The 19,812-nt window shown below is 62.3% G+C and carries 22 protein-coding genes; 12 read left to right on the top strand and 10 right to left on the bottom strand.

Annotated features, from left to right (window positions below; all coding sequences use genetic code 11):
* Positions 1–19: 19 nt before the first annotated feature.
* Genes ACMUVN_RS20460 through ACMUVN_RS20445 form a run of 4 tightly spaced genes read right to left on the bottom strand, consistent with a single transcriptional unit; the run spans position 20 to position 3,271 of the window.
* Positions 20–529 (bottom strand): chemotaxis protein CheW, encoded by a 510-nt coding sequence (locus ACMUVN_RS20460; protein ID WP_047616455.1) that lies wholly within the window; start codon positions 527–529, stop codon positions 20–22.
* Positions 526–2,580: a chemotaxis protein CheA gene (locus tag ACMUVN_RS20455; RefSeq protein WP_063475338.1), complete on the bottom strand. Its 2,055-nt coding sequence runs from the start codon at positions 2,578–2,580 to the stop codon at positions 526–528. The genes ACMUVN_RS20460 and ACMUVN_RS20455 overlap by 4 nt, the downstream gene beginning before the upstream one ends.
* A complete protein-coding gene (locus tag ACMUVN_RS20450; protein ID WP_003552634.1) occupies positions 2,577–2,945 on the bottom strand; it encodes a response regulator in 369 nt (122 codons plus the stop codon). The genes ACMUVN_RS20455 and ACMUVN_RS20450 overlap by 4 nt, the downstream gene beginning before the upstream one ends.
* Positions 2,942–3,271 carry an STAS domain-containing protein gene (locus ACMUVN_RS20445; protein ID WP_414815418.1) on the bottom strand — a complete coding sequence of 110 codons (330 nt, stop codon included), beginning with the start codon at positions 3,269–3,271 and terminating at the stop codon, positions 2,942–2,944. Before ACMUVN_RS20445 ends, ACMUVN_RS20450 begins: the two co-directional genes overlap by 4 nt.
* Before the next feature lie 341 nt (positions 3,272–3,612).
* Here ACMUVN_RS20445 and ACMUVN_RS20440 point away from each other — a divergent pair, with 341 nt between their 5' ends.
* Entirely contained in the window at positions 3,613–5,361 is a 1,749-nt protein-coding gene (locus tag ACMUVN_RS20440) for a chemotaxis protein (RefSeq protein ID WP_414815417.1), read from the top strand.
* A 19-nt stretch (positions 5,362–5,380) separates the two neighbouring features.
* Here ACMUVN_RS20440 and ACMUVN_RS20435 read toward each other — a convergent pair whose 3' ends face one another.
* Both ACMUVN_RS20435 and ACMUVN_RS20430 read right to left on the bottom strand, forming a co-directional pair.
* Positions 5,381–6,463: a tetratricopeptide repeat protein gene (locus tag ACMUVN_RS20435; protein WP_047616447.1), complete on the bottom strand. Its 1,083-nt coding sequence runs from the start codon at positions 6,461–6,463 to the stop codon at positions 5,381–5,383.
* Positions 6,464–6,473: 10 nt separating this feature from the next.
* Positions 6,474–7,127 carry a thiamine phosphate synthase gene (locus tag ACMUVN_RS20430; RefSeq protein ID WP_414815416.1) on the bottom strand — a complete coding sequence of 218 codons (654 nt, stop codon included), beginning with the start codon at positions 7,125–7,127 and terminating at the stop codon, positions 6,474–6,476.
* Positions 7,128–7,234: 107 nt separating this feature from the next.
* On the opposite strand from ACMUVN_RS20430, the gene ACMUVN_RS20425 reads away from it, so the two are divergent.
* Both ACMUVN_RS20425 and ACMUVN_RS20420 read left to right on the top strand, forming a co-directional pair.
* Entirely contained in the window at positions 7,235–7,999 is a 765-nt protein-coding gene (locus ACMUVN_RS20425) for a sulfite exporter TauE/SafE family protein (RefSeq protein ID WP_132575528.1), read from the top strand.
* Between the two features lie 121 nt (positions 8,000–8,120).
* A complete protein-coding gene (locus ACMUVN_RS20420) occupies positions 8,121–8,381 on the top strand; it encodes an ArsR/SmtB family transcription factor (RefSeq protein ID WP_017962043.1) in 261 nt (86 codons plus the stop codon).
* Between the two features lie 274 nt (positions 8,382–8,655).
* On the opposite strand, the gene ACMUVN_RS20415 is transcribed toward ACMUVN_RS20420, so the two are convergent.
* Positions 8,656–8,829 carry a YdcH family protein gene (locus ACMUVN_RS20415; RefSeq protein ID WP_047616443.1) on the bottom strand — a complete coding sequence of 58 codons (174 nt, stop codon included), beginning with the start codon at positions 8,827–8,829 and terminating at the stop codon, positions 8,656–8,658.
* A gap of 228 nt (positions 8,830–9,057) precedes the next feature.
* Between ACMUVN_RS20415 and ACMUVN_RS20410 the strand changes: the two genes are divergently transcribed.
* From ACMUVN_RS20410 to ACMUVN_RS20385, 6 genes are all read left to right on the top strand, one after another.
* The gene (locus ACMUVN_RS20410) at positions 9,058–9,261 is read left to right on the top strand and encodes a YdcH family protein (RefSeq protein WP_017968168.1); all 204 of its coding nucleotides are present in this window, start codon (positions 9,058–9,060) and stop codon (positions 9,259–9,261) included.
* Between the two features lie 18 nt (positions 9,262–9,279).
* A complete protein-coding gene (gene purE, locus ACMUVN_RS20405) occupies positions 9,280–9,774 on the top strand; it encodes a 5-(carboxyamino)imidazole ribonucleotide mutase (RefSeq protein ID WP_028755489.1) in 495 nt (164 codons plus the stop codon).
* Complete coding sequence (locus ACMUVN_RS20400) at positions 9,771–10,847, top strand: 5-(carboxyamino)imidazole ribonucleotide synthase (RefSeq protein WP_029867995.1); 1,077 nt, start codon at positions 9,771–9,773, stop codon at positions 10,845–10,847. The genes purE and ACMUVN_RS20400 overlap by 4 nt, the downstream gene beginning before the upstream one ends.
* A gap of 164 nt (positions 10,848–11,011) precedes the next feature.
* Complete coding sequence (ykgO, locus tag ACMUVN_RS20395) at positions 11,012–11,137, top strand: type B 50S ribosomal protein L36 (RefSeq protein ID WP_003582204.1); 126 nt, start codon at positions 11,012–11,014, stop codon at positions 11,135–11,137.
* Between the two features lie 112 nt (positions 11,138–11,249).
* Entirely contained in the window at positions 11,250–11,864 is a 615-nt protein-coding gene (locus ACMUVN_RS20390) for a tetratricopeptide repeat protein (RefSeq protein WP_414815415.1), read from the top strand.
* A 118-nt stretch (positions 11,865–11,982) separates the two neighbouring features.
* The gene (locus ACMUVN_RS20385) at positions 11,983–13,038 is read left to right on the top strand and encodes an alpha/beta fold hydrolase (RefSeq protein ID WP_028757203.1); all 1,056 of its coding nucleotides are present in this window, start codon (positions 11,983–11,985) and stop codon (positions 13,036–13,038) included.
* 25 nt (positions 13,039–13,063) lie between these two features.
* On the opposite strand, the gene ACMUVN_RS20380 is transcribed toward ACMUVN_RS20385, so the two are convergent.
* A complete protein-coding gene (locus tag ACMUVN_RS20380) occupies positions 13,064–13,780 on the bottom strand; it encodes an SDR family oxidoreductase (RefSeq protein WP_047616436.1) in 717 nt (238 codons plus the stop codon).
* A gap of 116 nt (positions 13,781–13,896) precedes the next feature.
* Between ACMUVN_RS20380 and ACMUVN_RS20375 the strand changes: the two genes are divergently transcribed.
* The 3 genes from ACMUVN_RS20375 (at position 13,897) to ACMUVN_RS20365 (ending at position 17,690) form a co-directional block, all read left to right on the top strand.
* Positions 13,897–14,751, top strand: coding sequence for a helix-turn-helix transcriptional regulator (locus ACMUVN_RS20375; protein ID WP_047616434.1), 855 nt, complete (start codon positions 13,897–13,899; stop codon positions 14,749–14,751).
* Between the two features lie 74 nt (positions 14,752–14,825).
* Entirely contained in the window at positions 14,826–16,562 is a 1,737-nt protein-coding gene (gene ggt, locus ACMUVN_RS20370) for a gamma-glutamyltransferase (RefSeq protein WP_047616433.1), read from the top strand.
* A 153-nt stretch (positions 16,563–16,715) separates the two neighbouring features.
* Positions 16,716–17,690 carry a threonine/serine dehydratase gene (locus tag ACMUVN_RS20365; RefSeq protein WP_047616430.1) on the top strand — a complete coding sequence of 325 codons (975 nt, stop codon included), beginning with the start codon at positions 16,716–16,718 and terminating at the stop codon, positions 17,688–17,690.
* A 93-nt stretch (positions 17,691–17,783) separates the two neighbouring features.
* Here the strand turns inward: ACMUVN_RS20365 and ACMUVN_RS20360 are convergent, their stop codons facing one another.
* Positions 17,784–18,590, bottom strand: a complete 807-nt coding sequence (locus ACMUVN_RS20360) for a phytanoyl-CoA dioxygenase family protein (protein WP_047616428.1) — start codon at positions 18,588–18,590, stop codon at positions 17,784–17,786.
* Positions 18,591–18,820: 230 nt separating this feature from the next.
* Entirely contained in the window at positions 18,821–19,717 is an 897-nt protein-coding gene (locus tag ACMUVN_RS20355) for a LysR substrate-binding domain-containing protein (RefSeq protein WP_047616427.1), read from the bottom strand.
* Between the last annotated feature and the right edge of the window lie 95 nt (positions 19,718–19,812).

The following is a 19,812-nucleotide window of genomic DNA, read 5'->3' as shown; positions in this document are numbered from 1 at the left end:
TCGTTGAATTCATCCGGCCTCAATTAACGGCCCCCGCCGCATCGCGCCTGGATGAGAAAATCGCCTGCAGATTAGGGAGAATGATGAATTCTCCGCCCCTTTTCACGAGGCAGTTGATGTAGTCGGCGCGCCAGCGCATACCGACGCTCGGTGGTGCCTCGCTCGCGGTCTTTGCAAGCGTCGTCACTTCGTTCACCTTGTCGGTTCTGAGGCCGACGAGCGTCTGCTCGCCCTGCAGATCGATCTCGATGACGATGATGCGGCTGTCGATCGTCGCTTCTGCCGCTTCCATCCCGAAGGCGAGGCGCAGATCGGCGAGCGGAATGACCTTGCCGCGAAAGTTGATGACGCTGGCGACGAAGGGCTGGCTGCCCGGTACCGCTGTTTCAGGGAGCAGGTCCAGGATTTCCTGGACGATGACCGCTTCCAGCGCGAAGGTTTCGCCGTTGAGATCGAAGGTCAGGACCTCCACCTCCTCGGCATAACTCCAGTGATTGTCAAATCGTTCGGCTGCTGCTGTTGCACTCATCCTGCTACACGCAATTGCGCCTCCTGTTGCTGACCCGCGGCAACCAGGTGCCCGACGTCGAGAATGAGAGCGACGCTGCCGTCGCCGAGAATGGTGGCGCCCGAGAAGGTCGCAACGTTATTGTGCAGTTTCGACATCGACTTGATGACCGTCTGGTGGTCGCCGATGATCTGGTCGACGACGAGGCCGACACGCTCGGTGCCGGTCGAGATGACGACGACCTTCTGGTGCACGTCGGGCTTGGTGCCGGTGCGGAAGAGATCGCGCAGGCGCAGGAACGGCACCAGGCTGTCGCGCAGTGAGATGAAGCTGCGGCCGCGCGAACGGAGATCTTCCTCGAGCGACAGTTCGAGGCATTCCTCGACCGCCGAGAGCGGGATGACGTAGCGGCCGGAACCGACCCGCACCAGCAGGCCATCGATGATGGCAAGCGTCAGCGGGATGCGCAGCGACACTTCCGAACCCTGTCCGGGCACACTGACGATGTCGATTGCGCCGCGAAGCGCTTCGACCGTCTTTTTGACCACGTCCATGCCGACCCCGCGGCCGGACAGATTGGTGATCGCCGCGGCTGTCGAGAAGCCGGGGGCGAAGATCAGTTGCAGCAGCTCGGAGTCGGAAATCGGCTGCCCGGGGTGGATGAGGCCGGAAGATTCCGCCTTGGCGCGAACCCGGTCACGATTGATGCCGCGGCCGTCGTCCTTGATCGAGATGATCACCTCGCCACCGGCCTGGCGGGCCGAAAGCGTCACCGTGCCGGCTTCGGTCTTGCCGGAGGCAAGTCGATCGGCCGGCGTTTCGAGGCCGTGGTCGATCGAGTTGCGCACCAGATGCACCAGCGGATCGGCCAGGCGCTCGATGACCGTCTTGTCGACTTCGGTGCTCTCGCCCTCCGTCACCAGCTCGATCACCTTGCCGGTCTCGCGGGCGAGATCGTGGACGAGGCGGCGGAAGCGAGAGAAGAGGGTGGCGACCGGCACCATGCGCAGCACCATCATCGTGTCGCGCAATTCGCCAGAGAGGCGTTCGATTTCTTCCGAGACGGAGCGTAGCGCGATATCGGTGCTGGCGCTGGCGAGCTGGCTGAGGCGCGATTGCGCAATGACGAGTTCGCCGACGCGGTCCATCAGCTCGTCGAGACGTTCGGCCGGAACGCGGACGTTCTCGGCCGCCTTGGCCTGGCTGACGGCAACGGGCGCCTCGCGCTTGGCCGGAACCGCCTCGACAGGACGAAATTCCGGAACGGCGGCCGGTGGAACGGGCGCCGTCGATGCGGCGGCAGTTGCAGATGCTGTCTTTTCCTCGATGGCCGCGACCGTTGCCGCTGCCGGCGCGTCGATTTCCTCGACGCTGAGTTCCATATCATCGAGTACGAAGATGAAGACGTCGTCGATCGCCGAACGGTCCTGGTCACTCACCAGCGTCACGTCCCAGGAGATATGGAGTTCTGTCGGAGTGAGCTCGTCGAGCGGCGGAATAGCCGAGCTATTGGCGCGCACGGTGCATTCGCCGAGATCGCGCAGCTCGTCCAGCAGGCCGAGCGGATTGGTGCCGTTGGCCATCGAATTGGCGGGCAGGCTGAAGCGAATGCGCCAGCTGTTCTTCCTCTTCGCCGGTGCCTCGCGCACGGCCACGGGTGGGGGAACGGCGACCACAGGGGCAGCTACCGCTGCCGCCTTGCCGCCGACGGCGGCCTGCAGCTGCGCCAGAAGCTTATGTCCGGTATCGCCGTGATCGGCGTCCGGCTGGTCGACAAGGGCACGCATATGGTCCTGGGCGGCGAGAACGGCGGCGACGAGTTCGCTGGTCGCTGCGACTTCACCCTTGCGGACGCGGTCGAAGGCTGTTTCGCAATGATGGGTGAAGGCGGCGAGCGCCTCGAAACCGAACATCGCGCCGGAGCCCTTGAGCGTGTGGAGACCGCGGAACACGGCGTCGACGAGATCCTTGTTGTCGAGTTGGTGGGTCAGGTCGAGAAGACCGGCCTCGATCGCTTCGAGGCATTCGGCGGCCTCCATGCGGAATACGGCGACAGGATCGATCGTACTCATCGTCCGAGAACCTTTTTCACGATTTTCACCAGACTTTCGGGGTCGAACGGCTTGGTCAGCCAGCCGGTCGCGCCGGCGGCCTTGGCACGCGCCTTGAGATCGGCGTCCGATTCCGTCGTCAGGAAGATGATCGGAACGCCGGCCTGCGCCGGCAGCTTGCGCAGCTCCTCGATCATCGTCAGCCCGTCCATGACAGGCATGTTGAGATCGGTCACGATCAGATCGAAGCTGCTGCCCTTGGCCGTCGCGAGGCCCTCTGCCCCGTTGACTGCCTCGGTGACGCTATAGCCGGCATTGGTCAGCGTGACCTTGGTAGTCAGACGAATGCTGGCGGAATCGTCGACGGTCAGGATATTTGCACTCATAACGTTACCTCTTTATGCAACCAGAAATTTGCATCTTCTTGATCGAAAGATTCGATGAAACCGGCGCGCTCAAGTACCTTCAGGACCGAACCACTGGCCGGCGAAGAAAGTTTGAACGTCTTTCCTTGGGATTTTGCTTGGCGGCGCGAGGATTCGATGAGTTGAACGAAACTCAGATCCGCTTCCGCGCCTTCCGGAATGCTGATGATGATTGAATCACGACTATGAAATTCATCAGTAAGCTTGGAATATAGTTCTGAAACGTTGCGAATGCTGAGCACATCCGGCAAATTTATAGATTCGTAATATTGCTTCGGAGTATCCAATGCAGCCTCCTGGGCCAGAGAAATACTTGATGACCCTAAAAGGACTCTCATGGCAGCGTTAATGCGGGGTAAACAGCGGTTGTAGGAAACTGCCGTATAACGAGTCCCGAGACTCCCAATTCTCATCCGAGATAAGTTGTATTTTTTTCTCAAAAATTAGAAATAAATAAAGTAAAAACAGCGTGTTAAATTGCATTTCTCGGCCCTGACACTTTGCCCTGGGTCGCATCGACATCTTTCGTTAATCACAACGCTGGCGAGTCCGGCGCGTTTACCGGACGTTTCCATCCTGCCCGTAAAAATAGAATCGAATTGCCTGTATTTTAAGAAAAGGTATAAAATTGGCACACGCTCTGGTATCGCCGAACGCTGCAGCCTACTCGTCGGGGCGGGACATCAGCCGGACCTTGGAATCCGCCCGCAACCAGGTCGAGGAGCGTTTTCTCGAAGGCGGCACCGTACTGCTGTCGGTGATGGATGTCCTCAACCGCCTGTTGAACTCGCTTGAGAGTGTGACCACGGCGCTCGACAACAAGGAAGCCAGCGATACCACCGCCGATCTCCGCGCCACGGTGGAGAGCCTGAAGGCGTTGCCCGTCACCGAGGAAAACCGTCAGCAGGCGTTGGTCTCGCTGGCGCATACCGGCAGGGAACTGCGCAAGCACGTTTCCGACATGCAGGAGACGATGCGTTATCTCAGAACCTTCGCCGTGACCGTGAAGATCACCGGTGCCGGCCTTGCCGAATTCGCCGGATTCGCCCAGGAGATCCTCGAACGCATCTATTCCGGCACCGACGAAGTCAACCGTTTCGCCACGCATCTCGATAGCCTCGACAAGGAGGTCAAGCTCGCCGCCTCCTTTGGCGCCAGCGTTTCCAAGGGTTATGCCGAGACCGTTCCGGCCGTCGCCGCAGCCCTGCGCGATGATGCCGCCAAGATCGCCGCACACCGCAAGGATCTCGGCGTCATCGCCCGCGAGGTCGGCGCGATTGCCCGCGATGTCCAGAGCAAGGTCGGCTCGACGCTGTCTGCCCTGCAGATCGGCGACATTACCCGCCAGCGCATCGAGCATGTGCAGGCCACATTTTCGTCGCTCGACGATTTCTTTGCCGGCGAGGATGGCGCAAGGCTCGACGCTAGCGCCCGCCAGCGCCTTCAGAACGTCATTCACCATCTAACCGCAGCGCAGATGCGCGACATGTGCGCCAATTTCCAGCGGGATTCAGAGAACGTCGTCAAGACGATCGCGAGTTTCGGCCACGACATGCGGGAGATCCTCAAGCTTCGCGATCAGATGAGCGGGCAGAGCGGCGAAGCCGGCGGCAACTTCATGCGCGCGCTCGAATCCAGCGTTTCGGCCGCTCACGAAATCGTCAAGCAGGTCGACACGGCAAGCCGCCAGGCCGACCAGGTGAGCCAGTCGACGATCGGCACGGCCGCCAAGCTCTCCGAAGCCATCGCAAATATCCGCGCCGTCAAGACCGACATCCATTATATGGCCTTGAATACCAACCTGCGCTGTAGCCGTCTCGGCGAGGAAGGCAAGTCGATCAACGTCGTCACCGCCGAGCTGCGCATCTTCGCCGGCAAGCTCGACGATTCCGCCGACGCCATCGTCAACGGCCTGCCGGCGCTCGAAGCCGCGGCCGGACGCGTCGCCCCCGCTGCCGGCGCCGGGGCCGGCAACCTCGGGGAGAGCCTGACGTCAGCCGTCGGCAACATCCGCTCCGCGGCCAACGTGATGGAAGATGAACTGAAAGTGCTCGCCGAGAACGGCCGCGAGGTCGCCACGAAGATCAGCCTGCTGATCGGCAAGCTCGATTTCCAGCATGATCTCGGCGAAGTCCTTGGCCGCTGCGCCGATCTGCTCGACGGCATCGCCGGCAGCGATATCGAAGATATCTCGGATCTCGCCGAGACGATCGCGCCGCTCGACCGCACGATCTTCAAGTACTACACGATGGTCCAGGAGCGCAGCATTCATCGCGACATCATCCCGGCGGCCGCGGACAGCGCTCCCGCCCCCGCCCCCACCGAGACCGCCAAAGCCGAAAACGACGAAGATCTGTTCGCCGACGCGCTTTTTTAAAGCGCGTCGCGTCGGGCCGCTATCGCCGCCGGAACTTGTTGGCGGCCTCGATCGCCGCCTTCTGCTGATCGTCCTCGATACCGAGATAGAAATCCTCAAGCGACGGATCGGCAAGCCCGGCACGCCGAGACAGCACGTACCACTTCGCTGCCTCGATCGGATCGGGCGGCGTGCCGATGGCGTTGATGTAGAGATGGGCGAGCTTGTTCTGCGCCACGACATTGCCGCCATTGGCGGCAAGTTTCAGCCATTCGAAACCCTTGACGTAATCCTTCGGCCCGCCGACGCCATTGACGAGCCAGATGCCGAGGTCGAGCTGGGCGGTGTCGAAGCCGGCGCGCGCCGCACGCGCCATCCACTCGCGGGCGAGCTGCTTCTTTTCCTCCGGCAGGTCCTTCAGCGTCGCGTAGATCTGCGCCACCGCATATTGCGAATCGGCAATGCCCTGCTCGGCCGATTTCTCGTAGAACGGCAGCGCAAGCTTCAGCCCCTTCTCGCCGGGATTGTCGGCGATGAGAAGCTGCGCCCAGTTGAACTCCGCTGAAGGATTGCCGGCCTCGGCGGCCTTGCGCATGTAGTCGTCGGCCTTGACCTTGTCACGCGGCACGCCCTGGCCTTCCATCAGGATCAGCGCATATTTGAACATGGCTGCCGCATCGCCGCCTTCGGCCGCCTTGCCATACCAGAAGGCGGCATTCTTCACGTCCTTCTTGACGCCGAGGCCCTGCGAGAGGATTTCGCCGATCAGCGTTTGCGCCGCCGGATCGCCGAGCTGGGCGCGCGGCAGCGCCTTGTCCATTGCCGTCAGGTAATAACCGCGCTGGAAGGCGCCGTAAGCCTCGTCGATCGGCCCCTTGTAATCCTTTTCCGGCGGCAGGTCCGGCAGCTTCGCGCCCATACGGTCGAACACGCCAACACCATCGGAGGGCTTGACATCCGGGCCAGTGGGCCGGTCGGTGCGGAAGGTCGATGCCGGCGCCGTGCCCGGCTGGCTGATGACGCTGTCCGGCGCCTGCGCCAAAGCGACATCCGGCCCGGCAGCAACCAAGGCCGCCACGCTGGCAAGGGCAAATTTCAAAAGGGGGACGGGCGGGATCGGCATGAGGGCGATTTCAATCCTCAAACCGTGGCGCTTTTTCGTCAAGCAACGCGTTGATTTCGGCGACGATCGACGGCGCCCGGCCGGGCTCGCCGAAGACCGCCAGCCGCAGCGCCACGAACTCCGCGCCGGTCTCGGCAACGGCAAGCGCCGAGGCCGGATCGGTGCCGCCCATGACGATACAAGGAATCTCGATCATCGAGGCCCACCATTCGCCGAGCGCAAGATTCTTCGGATGCGCCTCCGGCTTGATGTCGCCGTCGAGCTTGCCGAAAAAGATATAGTCCGGCCTGACTTCGCCGATCTCCAGCGCGTGGTGGCGGTCAGCCGCGTTGCCGCCGCCGATGATCAGCTTCGGCGCGTGTTTGTCGATCGCTTCCGAAAGCGCCTCCGCATTGCCGGAAAGATGCAGGCCATCGGCCTTCGCCCGGCCTGCGACGCGGCTGTCGCCTGAAATCAGCGCAGCCGCTCCGGCATCCTGGATCAGCGGCACCAGCTTTTCGGCATGTTTCTGGAAGGCGCCATCGTCGAGCCCGTATTTCGGCACGATCACCGAAGCGACGTCGCCGCCCTTCAGCGCGTCGGCGACGATCTTTGCCTGTTCATCGGCATCGGCAATATCAGGTGCGATGAGCACAAGGCGGCAGCGGTTTTCCGGTTCGGTCATGAGGTCTTTCCGTTTCCGGCGAATTCCCCTTCGAAATGAGGGATCCGCACTCGTTTTGTGTGAGTAGTTCCGTTAGACGAGGCTTGCAAGAGGAGGACGTCGAAAGCATGCCGCAGGATTTGTCATTCTACTACGCCGCCGTGCCCGCGGTTCTGCTGGTGGGCCTCGCAAAGGGCGGCATGGGCGACGCTTTGTCGCTGATCGGCTTGCCTTTCCTCGCCCTCGTCGTCTCGCCGGTCGAAGCGGCGGCGATCCTGCTGCCGATCCTGGTCTTCATGGACATGATCTCGCTCGTCATCTGGCGCAAGCATGGCGACTGGGCGACGCTGAAGATCATGCTGCCGGGCGCAGTCTTCGGCATCGCGCTCGGCTGGGCGACCTCGGCGCTCGTTCCGGGCAGCATGCTGCGCATTGTCATCGGCGCGGTGACCATCCTCTTCTGCCTGCGCTATTTCTGGAATAATTTCGGCCCGGGCGCCGGCAAGGTGGTCCCGCCGCGCGGCCAGCGGCCGGTGGCCGCCAGCCTCTGGGGCACATTTTCCGGCTACGGCAGCTTCGTCGCCCATGCCGGCGGCGCGCCCTTCCAGATCTATGCCCTGCCGCTCAAATTGCAGCCACGCGAATATACCGGCACCAGCGTGCGCTTCTTTGCGATCCTCAACGCCATCAAGCTGATCCCCTATTTCGCGCTCGGCCAACTCGACACCCAGAACCTTGCGACCTCCGCGACGCTCCTGCCCTTTGCCCCGCTCGCCACCTTTGCCGGCGCATGGTGCGTGCGCCGCATGAGGCCACAGATCTTCTATCCCTTCATGTATGCGATGGCGTTGATCGCTGCCTTCCTGATCGTGCGCGAGGGCCTTGGTTGGTAAAACCCTGAAGCGCCGCGCTTCTTTTGAGACGCGCGAGGGACGCTGCAGCACTTTGAATTGCCGCACGCTGCAATGCACAATTTCCTTGCTGGAGCGCCCGGTTTGACGTAGCGTTCCCGCCATGTCGAACACGGACCCTTTCTCTGCGATTGCCGATCCGAACCGGCGGTTTCTGCTGGAGGAACTGCGCCGCGCACCACGGACGGTCAATGAGCTCGCCGAGGGTCTGCCGATCAGCCGCCCCGCCGTTTCGCAACACCTGAAAGCGCTGTTGGACAGCAATCTTGTTTCGGTGACATCCGAAGGCACGAAGCGCATCTACGCGGTCAACAACCGCGGCTTCGACACGCTCAATTTATGGCTTGATCAATTCTGGGCCTGATGCACGTCACGCGTCTCTGAAGACGTTTTATCACTTTGAATCGCATAATTTTATCCCGAGCAGTTCCGCTTCAGGGTAAAATTATGCCGGCCGGAAACTCGATGCGGATCATCAGACCCTTTGAAGCTTGACGAACCAAAAGCGCCAGCCGCGATGCGGCGGGCATCGGACTGGCGCAAATCGAGTGTGTGATCACCGGTTCTTGCTGATTTTAGGCGGAATGGATGGATTTACCTCTTTGCGCAAGATGATCGTCCGGCGACCCTTGGGAAGATCAGTGGACGGATGACTTAAGACGCTGAATCTCGTCCTTGATGCGCAGCTTGCGGCGCTTGCACTCGGCAAGTTCCGTATCGGAAATAGAGGGAGATGTTCTGAGCGTGTGCAACTCCTCCTCGAGAGCAACATGCTTTTTCTGGAGTGACTCAAGATGAGCTTGAACAGTCATATGACCCTTCCTTCCTCTTACCCTCCCCGGCCATCATCGTCGGGGATCAAGGTGTCAACGGCGGGGACTGTGACATATTTTTGAAGGCTTGTCGAAGGCCAAAAGATGAAGACTGGATGGCAATTTCATGATCAAGACTAACTAGCCGTTACCTGTATTTGGTGATAGGAGCTTGCGGAAATCATCGGCAGATCGGACAAGGTCCGAGGACGATAACGGGGATTGCATATGGCCGATCAGGAACAGGCGGAAATCAGGCTCACAGTGGCGCGTCTGCGTCAGGAGCATGAGGATTTCGACGCCGCGATCAACGCCATGATCCAGACCGGATGCGATGCTCTGCGGATCCAGCGTATGAAAAAGAAGAAGCTCGTCATCAAGGACAGGCTCTCCAAGCTGGAAGATCAGATCATCCCTGACATCATCGCCTGAGAGGGAATAGCAGCAACGATGACAGACAGACCGCCCGTCGCCATCATCATGGGCAGCCAGTCCGACTGGGAGACCATGAAGAACGCCGCCGACACGCTGGAGGCGCTTGAGATCCCTTACGATGCGCGCATCATTTCGGCGCACCGCACACCCGACCGGCTGGTCAATTTCGCCAAGGGAGCGCGGGCGGAGGGCTTCAAGGTCATCATCGCCGGCGCCGGCGGCGCTGCCCACCTGCCGGGTATGGCCGCATCGATGACGCCGCTGCCGGTCTTCGGCGTGCCGGTCCAGTCAAAGACCATGTCCGGCCAGGACAGCCTTCTTTCCATCGTGCAGATGCCGGCCGGCATTCCGGTGGGCACGCTCGCCATCGGCAAGGCCGGCGCGGTCAATGCCGCCCTTCTCGCCGCAGCCGTCCTTGCCCTTTCCGACGAAGAAATCGCCGACCGGCTCGACGAATGGCGCGAGCGCCAGAGTGCCGCCGTCGCCGAATACCCGATGGACGACCTATGACGGCAAGAACGATCGGCATAATCGGCGGCGGCCAGCTTGGCCGCATGCTGGCCATTGCCGCCGCCAGATTGAATTTTCGCACGATCATCCTCGAGCCGCAGGCGGACTGCCCGGCCGCCCAGCTCGCCAACCGGCAGATTACCGCCGCCTATGACGATCCGGCGGCACTCGCCGAACTCGCCGATATCTGCGATGTCGTCACCTACGAATTCGAGAACGTGCCCGTCGCAGCTGCCGAGACGCTCTCGGCGAGCGTGTCCGTCTATCCGCCGCCGAAGGCACTGGAAGCCGCCCAGGACCGCCTCGTCGAAAAGCGCTTTCTCAATGGCTGCGGCATATCGACCGCCCGCTTCCATGCGGTCGACAGCCAGGCCGATCTCGAGATGGCACTGAAGGATTTCGGCGGTCAGGGCGTGCTGAAGACGCGCCGTCTCGGTTATGACGGCAAGGGCCAGATGGTTTTCCGCTCCGTCGCCGACAGCGCAGATGGCGCCTATGCCGCGCTCGGCGGCGTGCCACTCATCCTCGAAAGTTTCGTCGCCTTCGAGCGCGAGGTCTCGATCATCGCCGCGCGGGCCACCGACGGCACGGTCGTCTGCTTCGATCCCGCCGAGAATGTCCACCGCAGCGGCATCCTTCACACCTCGACGGTTCCCGCTACGATCTCGCCAGCGACGGCGGATATTGCGCGCCGATCGGCCGAAAAGATCCTCGCCGCCTTGAACTATGTCGGCGTCATCGGCATCGAATTCTTCGTGCTGCGCGACGGTGGTCTGATCGCCAACGAGATGGCGCCGCGTGTCCACAACTCCGGTCACTGGACGGAAGCCGCCTGCGTCGTCAGCCAGTTCGAGCAGCATATCCGCGCCGTCGCCGGCCTGCCGCTCGGCAATGGCGAGCGCCATTCCGACTGCGTCATGCAGAACCTGATCGGCGACGATATCCTTGCCGTTCCCGACTGGTTGCAGCGTCCCGATACGCTGGTTCATCTCTATGGCAAGACCGAGTGGCGCTCCGGCCGCAAGATGGGCCACGTCACCACCTTGACGCCGAAATCACCGGTTTCGGCTTGAGAAAACACCGCGACGCCTTGGGAAAAACACCTTCATGCGGTTGACATGGAAAAGGTGAAGAGGTATCTGCTCCCCCACCTAAAGAGCGCGCCCGATGGCGCGCTTTTGATTGTTAAAGATACGGGCGAATGTGAATTCCCCCATAGAGATCGCGGATCAGAAAAATGAAGATCAAGAATTCGCTCAAGTCGCTCAAGGCTCGTCACCGTGACAACCGTCTGGTTCGCCGCAAGGGCCGCATCTACATCATCAACAAGCTGAACCCGCGCTACAAGGCTCGTCAGGGCTGATTTCGCGCATCCGGATCGCTGCGCCGCGTGAGCTTGCGCCGGCGGATATATCCGGTGGGTCACTATAGTGATCACGTCAAATTTGTTTGATCTTCGGCGTTGGCGGGCTAATATGTCCACCATGCGCTTTTTTGCTTTGACATCAGCGGCGCTGCCGCTCACCCTCATTCTCCTCTCCGCCACTTTTCCGGCCACCGCCGCGGAAAAGGACGTCATCGTCGAACAGACGGATGTCAGCAGTTCGCCGAAGCAGCACCTCGACCAGCTCTTCAGCCAGTTGAAGCGCGAGCGCGACCCCGACAAGGCCAGCAGCATCGCCAATGATATCCGCATGGAATGGAACGATTCCGGCAGCGCCACCATCAATCTGCTGATGCAGTGGGCCGACAAGGCGATCGAGGAAAAGCGCAATCCGGCTGCCCTCGACTTCCTCGACGAGGCGATCGCGCTGAAGCCCGATTATGCCGAAAGCTGGAACCGCCGCGCCACGCTGAATTTCGTCATGGGCAATTATCGCAAGTCGATGTCCGACATCGAACGTGTGCTCGATCTCGAGCCGCGCCATTTCGGCGCACTCTCCGGCATGGCGGCGATTCTTAGCAATTCCGGCAACGACCAACTGACCTTGAAGGCCTGGGAGCGTTTCCTCGATGTCTATCCCGCCGAACGCACCGCGCAGGAACAGGTCAACACGCTTGCCGAAAAACTCGCGGGCAACCGCACCTGATTCCCGGGCTGACATCTTGACGTCGGATCACGTCGCGCAATTTTAGAATATAGAGGGAATGATGTAGCGGTTTGTTCGCCCGCAGCTCATCCCGCAACTGTCGCTCGTTGTTAACATCATGCTTGCAGAAGTTTCCGCTCTTCTCGCCCCGCTCGCCGCCGCCATCGGTTACTCATCCTATAAGGCGCGGCAATTCGAACACGCCTATCCCAATATCGGCGAACTGACGGATGTCGGCGGCTACTGCATGAATGCCGTCCACATAAAGCGTCCCGAAAATGCGGATCTGCCGCCGCTTGTCTTCATTCATGGCGCCAGCGGCAATCTGCTCGACCAGGTCGTCGCCTTTCGCGCAGCACTCGAAGGCCGGGCGGAAATGCTGTTCGTCGATCGTCCCGGTCACGGTTATTCCGAGCGCGGCGGCCCTGAGAACGCCGTTCCCTCCGGCCAGGCCGATGCGATCGCCAGGCTGATGGAAAAGCGCGGCATCGAGAAGGCGATCATTGTCGGCCATTCCTTCGGCGGCGCGATCACCGCCGCCTTCGGCCTGCGCCATCCCGATAAGACATCGGGCCTGCTGTTCCTCGCACCCGCCACCCATCCATGGCCGGGCGGCATCGACTGGTATTATCATGTCGCAACCGTGCCGGTCGTCGGCTGGCTCTTCAACCATGCGATCGTCGTGCCGCTCGGGCTGAGCCGCCTGGAGCGCGGCACGCTGAACGTCTTCCGCCCCAATCCGCGCCCGGCCGACTATATCGAAAAAACCGGCCCGTCACTGGTGCTGCGGCCCCGCGCCTTCCACAACAACGCCGCCGATTTCAAAAGACTGCTGGCCTATGTGAAGGAACAGTCGCCGCTCTACTCGCAGATCACCGCGCCGACCGTCATCATAACAGGCGACCGCGACGAGATCGTCTGGGAGCACCTGCATTCGCGCGGCCTTGCCCGCGACATATCGGGCTCCGAACTCATCACCGTTCGCGGCGTCGGCCATAAGCCGGACTACCTCGCAACCGATGTCGTCATCGCCGCCATGGAGAAGATATCAGGCAAGCCGCGCGACCTGCAGGCAATCGCCCGCAGCGCCGAGGAAAGGCTTGCCGCCGCATCACGTGATCGAAAGGTCGCAGCCGTGTCGCCATTGGGGCCAGGCGCCCTGCACGGCGCATGACCTCTCCGGTTTGAATTTACCTGCCTCAGGCGCCAAGACGCACGCCGCCATCGCAGGTGATGATATGGCCGCTCATGAAGGTGTTTCCGACCAGGAAGGCGATCGCCTCCGCAATATCCTCCGGCCTGCCGACACGGCCGACCGGTGTGCGGCCTGCGAAATCCGCAAAGACGCTGCCGCGCTGCTCAGGCGGCAGGAAACTCCACCAAGGCGTATCGACGACCCCAGGGGAAACGCCGTTGACACGCAACGGCTTCAACTCGGCCGCCAGCACCGGCACCATCGCCTCGATGCCGGCATTGACGGCAGCAAGCCCAGCCGTACCGGGCATCGCGGCCTGCGCGCTGACCGCCGAAACGAAAGTGATGCTGCCGCCCGGCTGCAACAGCGGCAACGCCGCCTGGGTTACCGCGGCATGCGGAATGAGCTTGGTCTGGAACCCGGCAAGCAGATCCGCCATATCGAGCGATGCAAAAGGTCCGGCGCCATGGCCGCTGCCCATCGCCAGCACCAGATGGTCGAACGCGCCGATCCCGCCAAAAGCCTCCCCGAGCGTGGAAAGCTGCGTCGCATCGAGCACCAGGCTGCGCAGATTACCATCGAGCGAAGCCTTGACCGCCGCGAGTTTTTCGCCGTCACGGCCTGCAATAGTGACCCTATATCCTTGTTTCAAAAGTAATGTCGCCGTGGCGAGGCCGATGCCGGAAGAACCTCCGATGACGACCACATGCTGCAAAGACATGATGCTGCTCCTTGAATTGATCGGGCTGCAGGCGCTTCAAGCACCTGCGACACCGGCATCATGCGTGGCCTGGAAACGGCAACCAGTTCCAGTTTTATCCTGGTATCGATACTGATATGATTACTGCCATGGACCATAGAGCCGACACATTCGAAGCCCGCCGCCGCGAATTCGCGGCCTTCCTGCGTTCCCGCCGCGAGCGGCTGACGCCCTCCGAGGTCGGCCTGCCGGAGGGATTTCGACGGCGCACACCAGGTCTGAGGCGCGAGGAACTCGCCATGCTCGCCGGCGTCGGCACCACCTGGTACACATGGCTGGAACAGGGCCGCGACATCAGGCCTTCCGTGCAGGTCCTCAACGCCCTTGCCGATGCGCTGCGCCTCGACGAGGCCGAGCGCCGGCACCTCTTCACCCTCAACAATCGCCAGGCGCCACAACCAACGTCGTCTGCTCCCGAATGCGTCGACGAACCGCTGCAGCGCATGCTCGCCAATCTGACCCACCAGCCGGCTTATGTGCTCGGCCGTCGATGGGACGTGCTTGCCTGGAACCGTGCCGCCGACGTGCTTTTCGGCGGTTATGACACGCTCGACCGCGACGAACGCAACATCATGCACCGTCTCTTCGCCGACCCCGCGCATCGGCGGCTGCTCGTCGATTGGGAATCGGTTGCCCGCGTCTCGCTGGCGACGTTCCGGGCCGACAGCGCGCGTTATGCCGGTGATCCGGATTTTGAACGGCTGATCGCACTGCTGAAAGAGGCAAGCCCTGAATTTCGCGACTGGTGGCAGCGCCACGAGGTCATCAGCCCGCTGTCCGGCATCAAGCGTATCGACCATCCCGTCAAGGGCCGCATGTCCTTCGAGCATACCGGGCTGACACTGACGAACCGGCCGGAGATGAAGCTCATCGTCTATACGCCCCTCGATGACGACGACACCAACAGAAAACTCGCCGAACTCCTCACCTAAAGCAGCTCCCTTGCATTGCCGCGAACTGCCGCAGCCCCATATGTTTTCCATCATTGTCCATAGGAGGGGAAATCATGGGCCGCCTGCATATCGGGACGATCTCCGTCATATCATCATTGTCGCTGGGCCTGACCTCGGCTTTCGCCGCCTCGCCCGCACCAGTCGAAGCCGAGCACGGCATGGTCGTCACCGCCCAGCATCTGGCGACCGATGTCGGCGTCGAGGTGCTGAAGAGCGGCGGCAACGCCGTCGATGCGGCGGTCGCCGTCGGTTATGCCCTGGCGGTCGTCTATCCCTCGGCCGGCAATCTTGGCGGCGGCGGTTTCATGACCATCCGCCTGAAAGACGGTACGAAGACCTTCCTCGACTTCCGCGAACGCGCGCCGCTTGCCGCGACGAAGACCATGTATCTCGATGCCAAGGGCGATATCGTGCCGCGCGCCAGCCTCGACGGTTATCTCGCCGTCGGCGTGCCCGGCTCCGTCATGGGATTGGAGACCGCACGCGAAAAATACGGCACGAAATCGCGCCAGGATCTGATCGCGCCGGCACTCCGTTTCGCCAAAGAGGGCTTCACGCTGGAACAGGGTGACGCTGCAAGTTTCGCCGGCAGCGCCAAGCGCCTCGCCAAGGATGATGCGGCAGCGAAGATCTTCCTGAAACCCGACGGCAAGCCCTATGCATCGGGTGAGAAACTCCTGCAGCCGGACCTTGCCGCCGTCCTGGCCGGCATCTCCGAAAAAGGTCCCGACGCCTTCTACAAGGCCGCGCCCGCCGAAGCGATCGTCAAGGCGAGCCAAGCCCAGGGCGGCATTCTCGCCAAGGAGGATTTCGAGCAATATGCCGTGCGCGAGTTGAAGCCGATCGAGTGCAATTACCGCGGCTACGACATCATCTCCTCGCCGCCGCCCTCCTCCGGCGGCGTGATCATCTGCGAGATCCTCAATGTTCTCGAAGGCTATCCGCTCTCCTATCTCGGCTACAATTCGGCCGAAACCGTACACATCATGGTCGAGGCGATGCGCTATGCCTATGTCGACCGCAATGCCGCACTCGGTGATCCCGATTTCGTCGAAAACCCGGTCACGAAACTGCTCGACAAGAAGTATGCCTTGGAAATCGCCGCCAAGATCGATCCGTACAAGGCCGGCACCTCGGCGAACCTCAAACCGCTCGGCGGCAAGGAAAGCACCGAGACGACGCATTATTCGATCATCGACGACGAGGGCAACGCGGTTGCCGTCACCTATACGCTGAACGGCTCCTTCGGCGCCGCCGTCGTGGCGCCGGGCACCGGCGTCCTGCTCAACAACGAGATGGACGATTTCACCTCCAAAACAGGCGTGCCGAACCTCTACGGACTGGTGCAGGGCGAGGCCAATGCCATCGCCCCGAAGAAGACGCCGCTCTCCTCGATGAGCCCGACGATCGTGACCCGGGACGGCAAACCCTTCATGGTGATCGGCAGCCCCGGCGGCTCGCGCATCATCACCATCACGCTGGAAGCGATCCTCAACGTCGTTGATTTCGGCATGGATATCAGCCAGGCGGTCAATGCTCCGCGTGTGCACCATCAATGGCAGCCCGACAAGATCTATCTCGAACCCTATGCGCTTTCGCCCGATACCGAAAAGACGCTCGCCGCCATGGGCTACAGTTTCGATGGCGGCAATGACGCGCCACAATGGGGCCAAGCCGCGGGCATCCTCGTCGGCGGCAAAAGCCTTGCCGCCATCGAAAAGGGTGGCGGCGCCCGGTATAACGGCGCCATGGACAGCCGCGCGGCGGAGGGGTCGGCGAACGGTTACTGACGACGGCGGATCGCCTGATCGACCAGGCACGATGCGGCTCCAAGAGCCGCAAAGGCAGCATCGCCATATTCATGTCACCGTGACAAAGCGCCGTTCACAATTGGCTGGCCGCGCCCTATGCATGAGCGAACCCGCAAGCAGAAAGATTCCCGCATGGCCAGCATTGAAATGATTGTCGCAGCCCGCGCCCGCCTGCGCGGTCATATCAGACGCACGCCGCTTCTCTCTTCCCCCTTCCTCAACGAGATCGCCGGCCGGCGTCTGTTCGTGAAGGCGGAATGCCTGCAGCATACCGGTTCGTTCAAGTTTCGCGGCGGCTGGTCGGCGGTCTCCGGGCTCGATCCGGCGGTGCGCTCGAAGGGCGTCATCGCCTTCTCCTCCGGCAACCACGCCCAGGGTGTTGCGCTTGCGGCCAAGCTGCACAACGTCCCCTCCGTCATCATCATGCCGAGCGATGCGCCGAAGCTGAAGATCGCGAACACCCGCGCCTTCGGCGCCGAAGTCGTCCTTTACGACCGCGTCAACGAGGACCGCGACGAGATCGGCGCGAAACTTTCGGCCGAGCGCGGCCTGACGCTGATCAAACCCTTCGACGAACCGCTTGTCATTGCCGGCCAGGGCACGACCGGTCTCGAAATCTCCGAACAGGCCGAAGAGGAAGGCGTGACATCAGCCGAAGTTCTCGTTCCCTGCGGCGGCGGCGGATTGACCTCCGGAATCGCGCTCGCCCTGGAAGCCAGTGCCCCCGGCTTCCGCGTCCGCCCTTGCGAGCCGAAGGATTTCGACGACACCACCCGCTCGCTCGCCTCCGGCAGGATCGAACGCAACGCCTCGGTATCAGGCTCGATCTGCGATGCGATCGTCACGCCGCAGCCCGGCAACATCACCTTCCCGATCCTCAAGCGTCTCGCCGGCGCCGGCATCGTCGTCACCGACGAGGAAGCGCTGCGCGCCATGGCGCTCGCCTTCACACGGCTGAAGATCGTCGTCGAGCCCGGCGGCGCCGTGGCGCTGGCTGCCGCTCTCTTCCATGGCGAGGCGCTGGAAAGCGACACGGTCGTCGCCGTCACCTCAGGTGGCAACGTCGACGCTGATATCTTCGCCATGGCGCTCGAACGCTTCGGCTAGATAGCGCGCGGGCGACCGCCAGCCGCCCGCCTGGAGATGGAAACTGCAGATGTCATGCAGCCGGTTTGCGCGGCCGGATGCATCCCGTCTCTGCTAATGCTCCCGAAGCGCCCCGCGGATTGCGATTTCGACCGGCGAATAGGCGCCGTCCTGCCGTTCGAGGCGAAGCGGTTCGCAAGGCGCAAGGCCGGGCTGCGCCATGAAACGCGGCTCCCCGCCGCGATGCATCTGCGCAGCATGGATCAGGAACGGATGGCAGAGATAGACCGTACCCGCCGGCCCTGTCGCCAAGGCCAGCGGTCGCTCTTCGCCGACATGTTCCAACCAGAGATGCGCCATTCCCGCTTCGCCCGCCGGCGCCAGAAGGCGGGCGATATCCTTGTGCGAACCGACGCGGATACGGGTCGGCGCATCCTCCTCCCCGACATCCGAAAACAGGAAGAGCATCAGCAACGCCCGCCCGCGCGAGGTGATGTTCACCCGCCATGCCGAAAAGTCCCTTTGCTCGTTCGGATCGCCATCCTCGCCGGGGAAGCTGAGGTCGACATGCCAGCCCGCATCGCCGGGATCATCGGGATGGGGAAAGCGGACCGGGAAGCTGCCAAGCCCATCGCGTGGTTGCCAGCGTCCCTTGCCGACGAGCTGGTCGAAGGCCAGATGCAATACCGGCGTATTGACGGCTTTCTCGAACGGTCCGCCGCCATAACCGGCAAGCCACACGACGGGCTGCGTCCACGTGCTTGGATCATCGGCATCGAAGGGAATATCGCGCCACATGATGGCACGAGCTTCCTCGGCCAATGCGCGGGGAAAAGCGTCGTCGATCCTGATGAAGCCGTCTTCGATGAATTGCTCGATCTGCGCAGCGCTCAGCGCCGGCGGGTAAACAGCTGATGTCATGAAAGCTCTCTCTATCGCCAAACCTGCCGGCTCTTTCCTTGGCCAGACGCAGGGTGGTTACAACAACGGCAACGAGCCAGCCGCGAAGGCTGGTCAGTAGCCGCATCTTCTGATGCCCGAAGGCAGAGCCTTTAGAGGCTCAAGAAGAAGATTGTCGCGATATTGAGGGTGATCGTCTTCATAGCGGTGCGAAGCTACAGGCTCGCGCTCGAAGGGTCAATGCGGAGATGTCAGGCCAGCACCTCGCGCAACGCACCATGCACCGACTGCAGTACGAGCTCGGCAAGGCGTGCCGCCGCCGGCTGCGGCTCGGCTTCCGCCCGGTGCAGGATCAGACCGAGCTTCGGCAAATCGGGCAGGCCGACCGTCTCGGGCGCCAGCGGCCGCACCTTCGCCGGCAGACCGATCGGCGTGCGGATGGTGAGACCGAGGCCTGCCGCCGTCGCGGCCCAGAGACCGCCCAGGCTGGGGCTGACGAAAGCGAGCCGCCAGGAAATGCCCGCCGCATCAAGCGCCCTGGTTGCTGCGCTCCGCAACAGGCACGGCGCCTCCAGCGAGGCAAGCGGCATCGGCTCACCACTTGCGGCCTGCCAGCCCGGCGGCCCCTCGGCAGGTCCGATCCAGCGCATCGGCACCTCGCCGATCCGCTCGCAATGGGCGGTCAGCGTGCCATCGCTCCAGGCAAGCGCCAGATCAAGCTTGCCTGATGTGACACGCTCGAGCAGCTCGGCATTGCGCACCACCCGCGCTTCGATGCGAACCTTCGGATGGGCACGCGCGAAGCGGCCGAGCACCTCCGGCAACAGGCTTTCGCCGAAGTCCTCCTGCAGGCCGAGCCGCACCCAGCCCTCCAGCTCGACGCTGTGAACAGCCGCAGCCGCCTCGTCGTTGAGTTCCAGCAGCCGCCTGGCATAGCCGAGCATCGTCTCGCCGGCATCGGTCAGCGCCAGCCCGCGCCCGGCCTTGCGGAAGATCGGCGTGCCCGCCTGTTCCTCCAGCTTCTTCAGCTGCGCGCTCACTGCCGAGGTCGACCGCCCGAGCCGCTCGGCCGCCTTGGCGAAATTACCGAGCTCCATGCCGGTCGAAAAGGTTCGAAGCACATCGAGATCGAAGGTCGTCCGCCGCATCTTATAATCCTATTTTTCAGGATCATTAATCCATAAAATTCTGATTTTCAGTATCATCGTGCCGTGCGATGGTTCTGCTGTCAAGGCCGACAGAC

This window comes from Rhizobium sp. IY2, from assembly GCF_047532935.1.
GTDB lineage: Bacteria > Pseudomonadota > Alphaproteobacteria > Rhizobiales > Rhizobiaceae > Rhizobium > Rhizobium anhuiense.
The sequence above is the reverse complement of the archived record's forward strand: the minus strand, read 5'-3'. Positions and strand labels throughout refer to the sequence as shown.